The following is a 14,553-nucleotide window of genomic DNA, read 5'->3' as shown; positions in this document are numbered from 1 at the left end:
CCCTATTGAACGAGCTTCTGCAATGCCAAACCCGTGGACTGGAACAGGAAACCCGTACACACGCGAAGAGGTGGTGGCGCGATTGCACGCGACCCTTGACCGCGGCGAATCGATTCTCGCCGCGGGCGCCGGCATCGGCATCAGCGCCAAGTTTCTTGAGCAGGGCGGCGCGGATCTGATCATCATTTACAACTCCGGCCGTTTCCGAATGGCCGGTCACGGTAGCACCGCCGGGTTGATGGCCTACAGTGACGCCAACGCCGTGGCGATGGAGATCGGCGAGTACGAAGTGCTGCCGATCGTCAAAGAAACACCGGTCATCTGCGGTGTCCACGCCTCCGACCCGCGACGACGGATGTGGCATTGGTTGGGCAAAGTCAAAGAGATGGGGTTTTCCGGCGTCAACAACTTTCCAACCCACGCCATCGTCGACGGAAACTTTCGGCAGGTGTTGGAGGAAACCGGGATGAGTTTTTCCCATGAGGTCGAAATGGTCGCCCTGGCACGACAGATGGACCTGTTCAGCATCGTCTATGTCGCGACGGCCGAAGAGTCCGAGGCGATGGCCAAGGCGGGCGCCGACGCGATCATCGCCCACGTCGGTACCACGATCGGTGGCAGTATCGGCGTCACGGATGCCAGTTGCACGATCGAAGACGCCGCCAAACGCACGCAGGAGGTTTGCGATGCCGCAAAAACCGTGCGCGACGACATCTTCTTGCTCTCCCACGGCGGTCCCATTTGTGGCCCCGACGATGCCGCCTACATCAATCAACACACCGACGCGGTCGGATTCGTCGGCGCAAGCAGTCTGGAACGAATGGCCTTTGAGCAGTCGTTGCTGAAATTGACTCGAGAGTTCAAGCAGATTCCGGTGCGTTAGCGATGAAAGCGATTGCCGTACTCGGGACGTTTGACACCAAAGGCGACGAGTTGGAGTTTGTCGCCCAGAAAATTCGTGCCCAAGGATTCGCCGTCCTGACGATCGACGTGGGGACCGGCGGTCCGCCGCGCATCACGCCCGATGTCACGCGCGACCAGCTGTTGGCGAGCATCGAAGCGGACTTGAAACCGATCGCCGGGGACCGTGGAGCCTGCGTGACGTTGATGGGACGCGCGGCGGCGGCGGTGTTGCCAAAATTGGCTGCGGAAGGACGGATCGACGCGGTCGTTTCGCTTGGTGGTGGTGGCGGAACGTCGATCGCGACTGCCGCCATGCGCGCCCTGCCGATCGGATTCCCCAAGTTGATGGTCTCGACCGTCGCCAGCGGCGACACGTCTGCTTACATCGGCACCAAAGACATTTTGATGATGCCGAGCGTCGTTGATGTCGCGGGGCTGAATCGCATTTCGCAACTCGTGTTCACGCGCGCCGCGGGTGCGATCTGCGGCATGGTCCAGGCGGAAGTCGAGTCGGACGCGGCGAAACCGATCATCGTCGCCAGCATGTTCGGCAACACGACGAAGTGCATCGAGATCGCAAAACCGATTCTGGATGACGCCGGCTACGAGGTCTTGGTGTTTCACGCGACCGGCATCGGTGGGCGGGCGATGGAAGATCTAATCGCCAGCGGGATGGTTGCCGGCGTGTTGGACATCACGACGACCGAGCTGGCCGATGAATTGCTGGGCGGCATCATGTCCGCCGGACCGAATCGGCTGGAAGCTGCGGGAAAAGCGGGATTGCCGACCGTCATCGCGCCGGGATGTTTGGACATGGCCAACTTTGGCCCTCGCAACACCGTCCCGGACCGCTACCGGTCGCGCCTGATCTACGAACACAATCCCGACAACACCTTGGTCAGAACGACCCCGGAAGAATCGGCGCGACTCGGACGCACCCTCGCCGATCGACTGGGCTGCTACGGCGACAACGTGACCGTCATGATCCCGACCAAGGCGATCAGCGTGATCAGCGCCAAAGGGCAGCCGTTTTATGATCCACGTGCCGATGCCGCCTTGTTTGAATCGATTGGAAAAACCGACAAGCCGGTGATTCGAATCGAGTGTGAAATCAACGACGAAGCGTTCGCCTCGGCTGCCGCCAACGAGCTGTTGCGGCGGTTGGCCAGTGTTTAACGCTGGTTGCGACCGAGGAAGTCATGCATCTCGGGTGGCGATGGGCTACGATGGTCGCCCCCGGTCAAATTTTCCAACCGCAAGCGTTTCCTCCCCCTCACCATCCCGCCCAGACCATGAAAGATCGATTCGCCCTGCTGAGTTTGATGCTGTTGTCCGTCAGCGCAATGTTTTCATCGGCTGTGCACGCCGCCCCACCGGCACCCAACATTGTTTTGATCTTTGTCGACGACATGGGCTACGGCGATCTGGCGTGCTACGGAAACTCAAAGAACAAAACGCCTCATCTGGATCGACTTGCCGCCGAAGGCCAGCGTTGGACGAACTTTTATTCTTCCGGGTCCACCTGTGTTCCGAGCCGAAAAGGATTGATGAGCGGCCGACATCCCGTGTTCATTCCGCGCCAGGCAAACGGATTGAAGGACGATCGTCGTGCCCTGATGCCGGCGATGCTCAAACGGCAAGGTTATGCGACGGCCATTCTTGGCAAGTGGCACCTGGCCGGTTATCCCAAAGACTTTACCGTCGACCCGATGCATCCCTTGGAATGTGGTTTCGATTCTCACTACGGCACCCCGGGCAGCAACGACGTGCCGCCCCCGCCGGGCAAGAAACAAACGCGCGAGGTGTTTGACAATTGTGATAAATTCTCGTTCCCGGTCCCGCTGATTCGTGGCCGCGAAGTCGTCGAGTTTCCTGTCAACCAGGAACTGCTCACACGCCGTTACACCGAAGAAGCGGTGAAATGGATTGAGCAACAGAAAGACAATCGTTTCTTTCTGTATCTGGCGCACAACATGCCGCACGCGCCGATCTTTGCGTCACCCGAGTTTCAAAACCGAAGTGCGGGGGGCCGGTTTGGAGACGTGGTGGAAGAAATCGATTGGTCGGTCGGTCAAGTGGTCCAGACGGTTCGTCGGATGGGGATCGAGAAGGAAACGTTGATCGTCTTTACAAGCGACAACGGCCCTTGGTCCTGTTTCGGCCCGCATGGTGGAACCGCCGGTCCTCTGCGTGGCGAGAAAGCGACGACTTGGGAAGGCGGCCAGCGTGTTCCGACGATCTTCTATTGGCCCGGAACGATCAAGCCGGCCACGATCGACGGCATCGGAGCGAACCTGGACCTTTACGCAACGTTTGCGACGCTCACCGGCGGCGATCAACCCAACGACAAGCCTGGGTACATCTCGACCGATCTCAGCCCCACGCTGCTCGAGGGCAAGCCGAGTGGACGACAGACATGGGCCTATCATCAAAATGCGTTCCGATCCGGCCGCTACAAGATTCACGTCGCAAGCACGCTGCCCACCGATCCGGTGACCCGTCGCCGACGGTCGGTGACAAGGTATGACACACCGTTGTTGTTCGATCTGGAGGCCGATCTCGGTGAGCAACATGACATCGCCGAGCAGCATCCCGAGGTGGTCGCTCGGTTAGTCCGCGAGATGCAGGCGTTCCACGGCAACTAGGCCGGTATCGGACCGAAAACGCGATCGCTCAGGCGCGTTCCAGTTGTGCCCCGTACGGTCCTTGATCGAGCCAGAAACTTCGCGTCTGGCCCTGTTCATTGGCTTGCCAACAGTAGCCGGCATCGACGTCTAGACAGGTCAGCCAGCCGCCTTTACACGCCGCCGTATCGATACACACGGCATGTCCCATGTCCAGCGGTGCGCCGCTGCGTTGCGGCGTGTGCCCACAAACCATCACTCGCCCGGATCGGTGTGGTGCGCGCTCGGCGGATGATTCCCAATAGAGCATGTGGCTCGGTTGCTCGTCTAATTCCATTTCGGGGTAAGCGTTCGCGTGAACGAAGAAATGGTTCTCGCCGACATGGTACGGCTTCAGCCGAGTGGACAGGAATTCCCAATGTCGTTTGGGGATCTGTTCAACATGGTCGATTCCGTATGACGACAAGACCGCATCGCCACCGCAGGCGCGCCACTCGACATGTCGGTTGAATGACTTCTTTGCCGCCAGCATCATCACTTCATGATTGCCGCGAAGTGCGACCAGACCTTGGTCCTGGCGATCGATCAACCAGTCCAGCACGCTGCGCGTGTCGGGACCCCGATCGACGAAATCCCCCAACGTGATGATTTGATCATCCGGAGAAAACTGCGCGGCCGATTCCAATCGCTTCAGCGACTGATAGCATCCATGAATGTCCCCGATCGCCAGTGTACGCATTTCCGCAACGCCAACAATTCTTTGATCAAAGCTCCATTTTATCCGTCGCTCGACGGCCTGGTCAAAGTGATACCACGTTCTTCGATCTTGTACAAAGCCAAATTGAAAGCTGACAAAGCACTAGTCCGAGTCGAACGACAAGAGTTGCCACTGAGCTTGAATCTCGATCGATTCGGGATAGTACGAATTCAACAACGCGTGCGACAGCGCGGTGCCGCGTGAAGGTGTCAGGACGACTCGCGCGTCAACCAGTCCCTCTGGATCAGCCCGCTCGGAAAGGGTTTGGACCAGTCGTGCGTCGCCGATCATGCCCTCCACTTCGTACCGGCTGATTTCACCCGCGGGAACCACCCACTCGGGCCGCGAATGTGGCTGATCGGAATCCGCAAAATAGACGTCGACCGTCATCGCCAAGCCCACTGGCAGTGGACGCTTCAGCTCCAAATACGGAATTCGAAGTTTCGCCACGCGTTCGAATTCTCCCGCTCCGGCCGACCGGGAATACACACGCTCCCTCCCTCGGGCGATCGGCAAGGCTGTAATCGCAGACGAAACGATTTCCCGAAGTTGATCCGACATCACGGCAGCCAGCGTATCGGGTTGGTCGGGAACGATCGTCAATGGAATCTTTCCCGAACTGAGTTGCCCGGTGGTGGTCTGCGCGGCGACGGTCAAGGTGTAGTCAAGTTGGTACTCGACCGTGTGGTTTCCGAGCGACTCGTCGCCGAGTGAAACGCCGGGCAAATTGCACCGCCAGCCGCCGGCGATCGTTGTTGCAGCCGATTTGCCGTCCAAACGTGAATGCGTCTTCGTCACGACTCCGGCGATGGCTGGATCATCAAACAACAAGAATCCGAACGGGATCGCACCGGTTCCCCAGACCTGGACGGGAACCCCGACGGGATACGCTGTTCGGATCGCGGGCACAAATTGGTACCCGTTGACGATCTGGGTCCATTGTTCCACCGAGAGCTTGGTGCGTCGCTGTCGAATCAGTTCCGCAGCCAGCCTGGCGGGCCGAACGGGAGCGTTCAGCATCAGGTCAATCGCCGCGTCGAGCGAAATCGGCAAGGCCTGGTCCAGCAGAGCAGTTGTTTCTTCGGAGACAAAGACGGATGCGTCACGATCAAATTCGAGTTGATGCAGCTTGGGATGCCGCCGGATGTATTCCCGGTACGTCGGCGGGACCATCGAACGGAACAGGGCTTGCGGTGACCCCTTGGCCGGCGGTCCATCACCATAGGACGTCTGGATCACAGAACCCGGACTGCGATTTTCGGCGGCGTTGAGATCTTCTAGAAGACGATCACGGAGTTGTTTCTTGATGTCTTCCAATGCCACCTGTTCCTCGGCGGTCCGAACGCGCTGCGGATGACCAAGCTGCGACGCGGGCGGATCGGCCGTGGCGTCTGGAGTTTGTTGGGCGTTTACGGTTGATCGGGTTGCTGCAGCGATCGATTTTGCGATGGGTTTTCCAGGACGGGCACCGCGAAGTTCCTGAAATTGCTTGGCTTGATCGGGCGATAAAATCTCCCGAATGTCGTTCCATGTCTGTTGATGCGAAAGCCATCCGAGTTGAACTTTTTCGCGTCGCGCCGTCTGTAAACGGAGTTCCTCGTGTTTGCTGGTCGGTTGGACTTCGTTACCGGTTCGATCGGTTTCCGCCTTCAGTCGGCGCGTGTACTCGGCAATCCTCTTGCCGTGATTGGCGATCGCGTCTCGGATCCTTGCACTCTGATCGGTTGACAGATCGAGCCGCGTTGTAAGATCGGGGGCGAGAAACGCTCGGTATCCGCGACGTTGGATGACCAATTGGTCGATTCGATGCTGTTGTGTTTCACTGAGCAACTGCCGCGCCTTGGACTCCGCCCGCCGCCAGTGATGCTTGCGGTCCGCTTGTGTCCCTGGCGGAGTGCTTGCTCCGGCCTGGCGATAGATCGCTGCGATCGCGGTGACTTGCTTGGCCGACAATCCGGCGTCGCTTCCGGCCCTGCTGTCGCCGGCGATGCGGACCCATTCCCAACCCGCACCGTTGGATCGCACGTGCCCGAGATGACTGTAGGGATCCGGCCAAAACCAATCGTCGATCAGCTGCGTGATCGTCGTCGGTCGCTTCGGTTCGGCGACGCCGGGTTCATCGTTCGCCGTTGCGGTCGGCGGAAAAAACACCGCGACGCCAATACAAATCAGCGCCAGACAGGGAGGGCCGGCAAACTTGTCTCGTCGCATGATCATCCCTCAACGTGATTGTGTGCTGGTCACCTCGTCCTGCCACAAATGATTCTATCTCGCCATCATTCTGCCCCCGCATCATTCTGCATCCTTTTCTCAGCCGCGGTTCTTTCCGCCCGCCGTCCAACGCATCAGCAACGCTACAGCGTCTGCATCACATCGGCCAGCTTGCGGTAGCGATGGTACAGTTCACGATAACTTGCTTCGTGATCAAGATTCGGTTTGACAATTTGCTTTTGGGATTCAGGAACGGCTGCCATCGCGCGAGCGGCATCGGCGACGCTGGTGAAACCGCTCTTGGACTCGCCGGCTGCGATCATGCCCAACACGGCTGCGCCGATTGCGGGTCCCTGTTGCGACGGGTGCACTTCGATTTCGCTGCCCAGCACATCAGCGTAGACCTGGACGACGGCGGGATTGTGGTGTGGCAATCCGCCGCTTGCGACAAACCGCTGGACGGGGATTCCGCCGTCGCGCAGCACGTCCACAATCCACCGCACGCCGAACGCAGACGCCTCCAACAGTGCCCGATACATGTGTGCCGGAGTGGTCGCCAGGGTAAGTCCACTGAAGGCACCTTTGACCGTTCCGTCCATCAACGGTGTGCGACAGCCGTTCATCCAATCCAAGCACATCACGCCGTCGGCACCGGCCGGCAACGCGATCGCGTCTTGAGCGAGTTGATCAAAGGAATCCAGGTTCAGCAATTTCAACAACCAGGCAAACGCATCGCCGACAGCGGCTTGCCCGGTTTCATAGCCGAACATCCCCGGCAAAATGCCTCCGTCGACGATCCCTGCCACCCCATCGACCGGATTGCCTTGGCGGGCATTGAGCATATGGCAACTGCTGGTTCCCATCACCATGACCAGCGTCCCCGGTTCGGCTTCACCGACCCCAGGCACTGCCGCATGGGCGTCGATCGTGGCAGCGGCGACGGCAATTCCGGCGGGCAATCCGAGTCGGTCGGCCGACGCATTGCAAAGCGTTCCGGCGAACTGGCCCGGCGACAACATTCGGCCAGGCATTTTGTCGCGCGCCGCGGCGGCCAGGGTCGGATCCACGGCTGTGAAGTAAGCGTCCGATGCGTATCCCGTTTCGGCAGACCACAGCGCTTTGTAGCCGGCTTGGCAGGTTGATCGGGGCAATTCAGTCGCATCACAGCCCACCAATTGCCAGACAAACCAGTCGCCGGCTTCCAGCCAAACCTCGGCGGCTTCCGCGACTTCCGGTGCCTTGTCGATGGTTTCCAACATTTTGGGAAAGAACCATTCCAAACCGATCGTCCCACCGTATCGATCCATGAACGCCTCGTTGCGTTCTTTGGCGATTTGATTCATGCGATCGGTTTGTTCGATCGCGCCGTGATGTTTCCACAACTTTGGCCAAGCCAGCGGAGTGTTTTGAAATCGTTCCAGCGCGCACAACGGCGTCCCATCGGTGGTGGTCGGCAACATCGTGCAACTGGTAAAATCGACGCCGATGCCCACCACGCGATCGACATCGATTCCGGATTGCTCGATCGCCTTTCGTGTCGCGTCGGCTGCCGATTCGATCCAGTCCGCGGGATGTTGCAGTGCGAAGTGTAGCGGCAGTGCGGCGCCGCTGGTCGGCAGGGTTTCGGTGATTTGCCCATGACGGTACGCGCTCTCACAGACGGCGAGCTCGTTTCCGTTCCGGTCGACAATCACGGCGCGGGCCGACTCGGTTCCAAAATCCAATCCCAACGCGACAGAATCAGTAACAGCGGTCATCGGTTTCCAGTTGAACAGGCTCGGAGTGCGACGCATCGTCAAACGCTATCCTACGACGTCCTTTCTAGGTCGTCGAGTAGAGTCCTCTGGAGGCAAGCCCGGAACGGTCATCGTACCCGACAAAGCGGTCGCCTTTCAGATGCCGGGGACTTTCACGTCAACATCATGCCGGATGAAATCATCCGTCGTCGATGTCGCGCAATTTGTAGATCAACGCGCGGCGGCTGATGCCCAGAACTTTGGCTGCCTTGGTTCGATTCCCGTCGCATTCTTCCAGTGTCGCCAGAATCGTCGCCCGTTCGACTTGAGACAAACGCCCCGCATCGGGCAATTCCGCGCGCTGGTCGACGGCGACGTGGGCGGGCAAATGTTCGGGCAGGATCACATCGCCCTGGCAAAGCAAACAGGCGCGTTGAATCGCGTTCCTCAACTCACGTACGTTTCCGACCCAAGTGTGGGCGAGCATGGCGCGAGAGGCTTGGGGCGAAAACCGCACCTGGCGATTGGCGAACTGACTGGCAAATTGTCTGGCCAGTGGAATGATGTCTTCGCGTCGATCGGCAAGCGGCGGAACGATCAATTCCACCACGTTCAGCCGGTAATACAGATCTTCCCGAAAACGCCCCTCGGTCACTTCGTCCTGCAGGTTGCGGTTGGTCGCGGCGATCAATCGCGTGTCGACCTCCACCGCTCGATCTGCACCGACGGGCGTGACCTGATGGGTCTCCAACGCGCGCAGCAATTTGGGTTGCATCTCCAACGGCATCTCACCAATTTCATCCAAAAACAGAGTGCCGCCGGCTGCCGAGCGAAACATGCCCAAACGGTTTTCCGATGCGCCGGTGAATGCCCCTTTGACATGGCCGAACAGTTCGCTTTCGACCAAGGTGGCGGACAGACCGGCGCAATTGGTGGTCACGATGGGGTGCTTCGCACGATGGCTCCACTGATGAATCAGTTTGGCGATCCATTCTTTCCCGGATCCGCTTTGTCCCTGGATCAGGATCGGAGCGTCCGAGGGCGCGACGACAGCGATGGTTTCGATCAAGCCTCGCATCGCGCTGCTTTCACAAACAAACTCCGTCGGCAGTTCCGGCAGCGTCAGTTTGCTCTTGGGATCGCCGACCGATCGCATGCCCAACGCGTCGAAGACGGACACCTTTAACTCTTCCAAATCGATCGGTTTGGACAAATAATCGTCGGCCCCGCGCTTGACCGCGTCGACCGCCTGTCGGACATCGGCGAACGCGGTGATCAGCACAACGGGGACGGCCGGCAGGCGTTGACGTATTTTCGGCAGCGCTTCGATGCCGCTCATGTTCGGCAGTCGCACGTCCAACAGAATCATGTCCGGCGGACGTACATCTAACAATTCCAGCATCGATTCGGCGGAAGACGCTTCGATGATTTCCAGCCCCTGACGTTGCAGAAAACCACCCATCAGTTCGCGCTGGGCGGGTTCGTCGTCGACGATCATCAAGACGGGTTGGGCTGGCGCGGGTTTCTTCATGTGTCCGATGTTGACCAGGAACCTTTACGGCAACGCCGTGAAGCATTTTACCGATGTGTTTCTTGAGGTTATAGCGGCAGGGCGCGAGCCCTCCGGTTCGTCATCTTTGCCAAAACACCGGAGGGCTCGCGCCCGACCGCTAACCAATGCTTCACAGCGTCGCCTTTACCGGTTGACGGAAGCCATTGGATTGCCATTTGACACCGTTGATGCGCCGCGAATGCCGTCGATCCAGAACACGCTGCCGTCCCCATCACCGGGCCTGTAGCCGACGTCCCAGTCATGCGCACCGGCGATGCGTCGAACGATCGAAAGCCCCAGCCCTGTGCCGCCGGGCCGCCGCGTGACATAAGGTTCGAACAGGGTGTCGACAATTTGTTCACTGGCACCGGGACCCTGATCGGCGACTTCGATTCGGAACGTGCCGCTATGCGACGACCGCATCGAAAGTCTAATCTTGCTGTGCTCGGGCGCAAAGGCGATGGCGTTTTGCAAGAGATTGAACAACACTTGGCGAAGTTGGTCACGATCGGCCTGAATGGCTTGGACCTCCAGACCCACTGTTTCCAGATCCAAGTCCTTGGCATCCAGATCCGACTGAAGCAGCGTCTTGAGTTCCGCCACCAAGTCTTCCATCGGTATCGCTTCAATCTGAAGTTCGGATTGCCGCGCAAAGGCGAGGAATTGATTGATCCGCGCGGTCACGCGGTCGCATTCTTCGATGACCGCTTCGGCCTGTTCCTGCTGGTCCGGTTCAGGCAATCCCGCGTCGACCAATCGCTGCGTCCAGCCACGAATCAATCCCAACGGATTTCGTGTTTCGTGGGCAAGTCCCGCCGCCGCTTGTCCTAATTCCCGCAAATGCCTCGTCTCGGCGGTCAGCAATCGCGTCTTGCCTTCGGATTGGGCCAGCCGGACCGTGAATTGCCAGACCGCACCGATCGAGGCCAGCAGCAGCGTTCCCAGCACAAAAATCAGGATCCGGCTTCGCGCTTCGAGGTAAAACTGGGACATCGTTTCCGTCCGATCCAGCACGACAACCGATCGAAACGACTCCGTGCCCCGCCGTTCCATCGCCACCGACAATCCTCCCGGCATCGGCGGATCGTTTTGCATCTGAAATTCGCGGACCCGTTGCAACGTGTTCTCGACGACATGTTCCCCCACGGGCAACTCATACGCGATCAGGCGTTCGTCCCCCGCAACGTACGACTGTTCCACGTTGCCATTGGCGACGACGGCGATGGCAAGCACGTTGGTCGATCGAGCGAGTGTTTCGAGCGTCGAGGGAAGCTGTTGCCGAACAAATGGGCTGAACCAACGATGCGATTGAATCGAGTTGCTGACCGCGGTCGACAACGCATCCCCTTGTGACGAGAGCGTCGCGTGGATCAGTCGACATTGATGGACATGCTCGGCGCGCTGCCACACCGCAAACATCACCCACAAACCGACCAGTACCACCAGACCGACGATCCGTGGCTTGGGAATTCGTGTGCGGTTGATGGGCTGCATCGTTTTCCTGTTCGCATTGGGGATGGGGCATTGTAGAACGGAGAGGGCTGGCGTCGTGGGCCAAACCGTACAATTGGAGTGGGATAGGCTTCCAGCCTGTCATTTCGGCATCGACAGGCCGGAAGCCTATCCCACTTTGCTTCCGATCATTGTTATGCGAGGGACGCCGCGTGACCCCTTGCTAACGCGTGCGGGCTAAAATTGACAGGTCGCTCGCGCCGTTTCGCTCGCGCCGTTTCGCTCGCGCCGTTTCGCTCGCACCTTTGAACGTCAAAGTCCTCGGCCCTGACCGCCGGCACCAGGGCCCCGACCGCCGGCAGCAGGGCCCTGACCGCCGGCACCGTTTCCGGCACCTCCGCCGCGACCGTTGCCGCCGCGACCGTTGCCGCCGCGACCGTTGCCGCCGCGACCGTTGCCGCCGCGACCGGCGCCCTGGCGTGCGTTGCCGTTGCCGCTGGAGTTTGCGATCGCATCGAACTCAGCCTGGGTCAGAAACTGTGCCGTGTAGGTGGATCCCTGCGATGCAATCTGGGATGCGAACGCGCGAAGGTGGTTCTGCGAACCCTGCATCAAACGCTCCAGCACCTGACGGGTCTGGGGAACGCTGGTGGCGGCCAGTTGTTTGCGGAGGTCGGCGATGTCCATTTCTTCGATTTTGGCGCCCGCCTTCAGTGCGTCCAACGGACTGCGACTGCCCTCGGCGATCAGGGTCTGATACAGCCGTTGGTATTCGGGTGTCACGAACACGCCCGGGGTGTTGCTGGATCGTTGCAGCCCAATCCCGCTGCCTCCGATCAGCCTCGCCACAGACTGCATGTGTTGGCTTTCGGCGCGTGAAAGATTGCGGAACACCCTCTCGCTCGATGTCTCCGCGAGCTTGTTGTAAACATCGCGCGCCAGTTTCTCCTCTTCCCACAAGCGGAGCAGGTCGATCGAGTTGTCGTTGAAGTCATACAGCGGCGTTGATTGTCGTCCGCGGTTGGATGGTTGCGCGGAACCATTGCCGGGATTTCCCGATCGCGATTGATTGATGGCTCGCTGAGAACCACGGCCCTGTCCGGTGCCCTGCCCGGCACCCGCTCTTCCTTTGCGTTGTTGAGCGCTGGCAGTCAGCGGGAGCACGATCGTGAGCATCGCGATGGCGGCGAGAAAGATTGGTAACCGTTTCATGGCAATCACCTCGGTGGTTGATGGATTTGTCTGGGAACTAGGGAAGCAAATGCAATGCCGCGATCCGCGGCGGGACCCGGGAATCCGTCCGTTCGGTCGATCCGCGGCAAAACGTCCGTCATTTCGGTGCCGCCGTTCGCTTTATCGCTCGTGCTAGAACCCACTGCCCTGCAAGGAATGCAGGAGACGTCCCCGTTGACCCTGCAATTTTTGCGCAGTTGGGGTTGGCGTTCAGGGTCAGATCGACGATCGGCGACAAAACAGGAAATCGATTGAAAAAGAATGCGCTCCAAGACACCGGGGATTTCCGTGTTTCATGCTGTTTTTCGGCGGGACGCGTCCTCCCCAGTTCGCAGATTCCGACGCCAACGGCACGGTGGTTGCCTATTGATCTGTCAAAACCATCCACTGTGGCTCCGGTCGACGGGGCGAACCCAAAAGGAAAAACCATGAAGATGCTTGTCTGGCTGTCCGCGACGTTCACCGTTCTGCTTGTCCTGGCCTCGGGATTGACCGGCGCGCCCCCGAGTGACTCCGATGCAGCGGCCGACAAACCGGCCGCGGCAACGCCATCGTGTTGCCTGGACAAGGCCGCCGCGGCCGATACGGGAAAGGAATCCGATGCCAAGCCGGCTTGCTGTTTGGCAGCCTCGGACTCAGAGGACGCCCCGCAATGCAGTGGTTGTCTGAATCCGACCGCCGCAGCCGGATGCGGCAAGTGTGCCGACGCGGGAAACAAAGCCGCAAACGTTGACGCGACCGCAAAGGAAGCAGGGAAGTCGTGTCAGTTTTGTAGCGACGATGAATGCAAACAGGAATGCACCGATTGCGCCGCTGTGCGGACGGACGCCGAAACCGTTGCCGCGAAACAGCCCCAGCCGCTGGGAAAGGGAGCCGCGATGCGGGGCGGGCCCGGCATGGGACGCGGACATGGCCATGACGCCCAGCATGACATCGATCACGAAGACTTTTTCTTCTTGATCGAACACAAAGAAACGATCCGACGCACCGTCAAGAATTTGCCCAACGGCATCGAAACGCTGACCGAATCGGACGACGAAGATGTGGCCGCACGGATCCAGAAACACGTCGAATCGATGTACGACCGGATGGAACACGTCAATCCGATCCGCATGCGAGACCCCTTGTTCCGCGAAATCTTCGCCAACGCGAAGAAGATCAAGATGGATGTGGAACACACCGAGCATGGCGTGCTGGTCCGGGAAACGTCAAAGGACGCCTACGTCGCCAAGCTGCTGCAGGAACATGCCAAAGTCGTTTCGCTCTTCATCAAGAACGGCTACTCGGAGCTGCCCAAGAACCACGCACCGCCGAAGCGTTGATCGAAACCCCGATCGCGATCCGCTGTCGAGTATGGTTAGCGGTAGGGCGCGAGGCCTCCAGTTTTTCGGAGTACGACGGCCCTTCCGGGCCGTCGTCCGTTGGACTCCTGACGACGACTTGGAAAGGACGTCGTACAACGGTCCGCTTTCCAGGTACGACGTCCCTTCCGGGCCGTCGTCCGTTGGACTGCCGACGACGACCTGGAAAGGACGTCGTACAACGGTCCGCTTTCGGAGTACGATGGCCCTTCCGGGCCGTCGTCCGCTGGACTTCCGGCGACGACCTGGAAAGGACGTCGTACAACGGTCCGCTTTCGGAGTACGATGGCCCTTCCGGGCCGTCGTCCGCTGGACTTCCGACGACGACCTGGAAAGGACGTCGTACAACGGTCCGCTTTCGGAGTACGATGGCCCTTCCGGGCCGTCGTCCGTTGGACTGCCGGCGACGACCTAGAAAGGAGGTCGTACAACGGTCCGCTTTCGGAGTACGATGGCCCTTCCGGGCCGTCGTCCGTTGGACTGCCGGCGACGACCTAGAAAGGACGTCGTACAACGGTCCGCTTTCGGAGTACGACGGCCCTTCCGGGCCGTCGTCCGTTGGACTCCTGACGACGACCTGGAAAGGAGGTCGTACAACGGTCCGCTTTCGGAGTACGATGGCCCTTCCGGGCCGTCGTCCGTTGGACTTCCGACGACGACCTGGAAAGGAGGTCGTACAACGGTCCGCTGACCTCATCACAACCAATCGACCCTCCCCTCGCTT

General features: G+C 59.7%; 10 protein-coding genes. 4 read left to right on the top strand and 6 right to left on the bottom strand.

Features of this window, described 5'->3' with window-relative positions; translation table 11 throughout:
* The first annotated feature begins 22 nt into the window (after positions 1-22).
* From Enr13x_RS22000 to Enr13x_RS21990, 3 genes are all read left to right on the top strand, one after another.
* Positions 23-883, top strand: coding sequence for a phosphoenolpyruvate hydrolase family protein (locus tag Enr13x_RS22000; protein WP_145389038.1), 861 nt, complete (start codon positions 23-25; stop codon positions 881-883).
* A gap of 2 nt (positions 884-885) precedes the next feature.
* A complete protein-coding gene (locus Enr13x_RS21995; protein WP_145389037.1) occupies positions 886-2,079 on the top strand; it encodes a Tm-1-like ATP-binding domain-containing protein in 1,194 nt (397 codons plus the stop codon).
* Positions 2,080-2,195: 116 nt separating this feature from the next.
* Positions 2,196-3,548 carry a sulfatase family protein gene (locus Enr13x_RS21990; protein WP_197455278.1) on the top strand — a complete coding sequence of 451 codons (1,353 nt, stop codon included), beginning with the start codon at positions 2,196-2,198 and terminating at the stop codon, positions 3,546-3,548.
* A 28-nt stretch (positions 3,549-3,576) separates the two neighbouring features.
* On the opposite strand, the gene Enr13x_RS21985 is transcribed toward Enr13x_RS21990, so the two are convergent.
* The 6 genes from Enr13x_RS21985 to Enr13x_RS21960 all read right to left on the bottom strand — a co-directional run bounded on the left by Enr13x_RS21985 (position 3,577) and on the right by Enr13x_RS21960 (position 12,447).
* Positions 3,577-4,266: a metallophosphoesterase family protein gene (locus tag Enr13x_RS21985; protein ID WP_145389035.1), complete on the bottom strand. Its 690-nt coding sequence runs from the start codon at positions 4,264-4,266 to the stop codon at positions 3,577-3,579.
* 120 nt (positions 4,267-4,386) lie between these two features.
* Complete coding sequence (locus Enr13x_RS21980) at positions 4,387-6,495, bottom strand: hypothetical protein (RefSeq protein ID WP_145389034.1); 2,109 nt, start codon at positions 6,493-6,495, stop codon at positions 4,387-4,389.
* Between the two features lie 143 nt (positions 6,496-6,638).
* Complete coding sequence (locus Enr13x_RS21975) at positions 6,639-8,252, bottom strand: ribulokinase (RefSeq protein ID WP_145392582.1); 1,614 nt, start codon at positions 8,250-8,252, stop codon at positions 6,639-6,641.
* A 178-nt stretch (positions 8,253-8,430) separates the two neighbouring features.
* The gene (locus Enr13x_RS21970) at positions 8,431-9,762 is read right to left on the bottom strand and encodes a sigma-54-dependent transcriptional regulator (RefSeq protein ID WP_145389033.1); all 1,332 of its coding nucleotides are present in this window, start codon (positions 9,760-9,762) and stop codon (positions 8,431-8,433) included.
* A gap of 165 nt (positions 9,763-9,927) precedes the next feature.
* Positions 9,928-11,277 carry a sensor histidine kinase gene (locus tag Enr13x_RS21965; RefSeq protein WP_145389032.1) on the bottom strand — a complete coding sequence of 450 codons (1,350 nt, stop codon included), beginning with the start codon at positions 11,275-11,277 and terminating at the stop codon, positions 9,928-9,930.
* 270 nt (positions 11,278-11,547) lie between these two features.
* Complete coding sequence (locus tag Enr13x_RS21960; RefSeq protein ID WP_145389031.1) at positions 11,548-12,447, bottom strand: DUF2202 domain-containing protein; 900 nt, start codon at positions 12,445-12,447, stop codon at positions 11,548-11,550.
* A 449-nt stretch (positions 12,448-12,896) separates the two neighbouring features.
* On the opposite strand from Enr13x_RS21960, the gene Enr13x_RS21955 reads away from it, so the two are divergent.
* Positions 12,897-13,790 carry a hypothetical protein gene (locus Enr13x_RS21955; protein ID WP_145389030.1) on the top strand — a complete coding sequence of 298 codons (894 nt, stop codon included), beginning with the start codon at positions 12,897-12,899 and terminating at the stop codon, positions 13,788-13,790.
* The last annotated feature ends 763 nt before the right edge of the window (positions 13,791-14,553 follow it).

Origin of the sequence: Stieleria neptunia (genome assembly GCF_007754155.1) — a bacterium.
GTDB lineage: Bacteria > Planctomycetota > Planctomycetia > Pirellulales > Pirellulaceae > Stieleria > Stieleria neptunia.
Note: the sequence above shows the minus strand (reverse complement) of the source record. Positions and strands in the feature narration are given on the sequence as shown.

Bases quoted from the DNA above. Each gene is read 5' to 3' on its own strand.
- Enr13x_RS22000 (WP_145389038.1), top strand. From the start codon at position 23: ATGCCAAACCCGTGGACTGGAACAGGAAACCCGTACACACGCGAAGAG.
- Enr13x_RS21970 (WP_145389033.1), bottom strand. From the start codon at position 9,762: ATGAAGAAACCCGCGCCAGCCCAACCCGTCTTGATGATCGTCGACGAC.
- Enr13x_RS21980 (WP_145389034.1), bottom strand. From the start codon at position 6,495: ATGCGACGAGACAAGTTTGCCGGCCCTCCCTGTCTGGCGCTGATTTGT.
- Enr13x_RS21965 (WP_145389032.1), bottom strand. From the start codon at position 11,277: ATGCAGCCCATCAACCGCACACGAATTCCCAAGCCACGGATCGTCGGT.
- Enr13x_RS21990 (WP_197455278.1), top strand. From the start codon at position 2,196: ATGAAAGATCGATTCGCCCTGCTGAGTTTGATGCTGTTGTCCGTCAGC.
- Enr13x_RS21960 (WP_145389031.1), bottom strand. From the start codon at position 12,447: ATGAAACGGTTACCAATCTTTCTCGCCGCCATCGCGATGCTCACGATC.
- Enr13x_RS21975 (WP_145392582.1), bottom strand. From the start codon at position 8,252: ATGACCGCTGTTACTGATTCTGTCGCGTTGGGATTGGATTTTGGAACC.
- Enr13x_RS21995 (WP_145389037.1), top strand. From the start codon at position 886: ATGAAAGCGATTGCCGTACTCGGGACGTTTGACACCAAAGGCGACGAG.
- Enr13x_RS21985 (WP_145389035.1), bottom strand. From the start codon at position 4,266: ATGCGTACACTGGCGATCGGGGACATTCATGGATGCTATCAGTCGCTG.
- Enr13x_RS21955 (WP_145389030.1), top strand. From the start codon at position 12,897: ATGAAGATGCTTGTCTGGCTGTCCGCGACGTTCACCGTTCTGCTTGTC.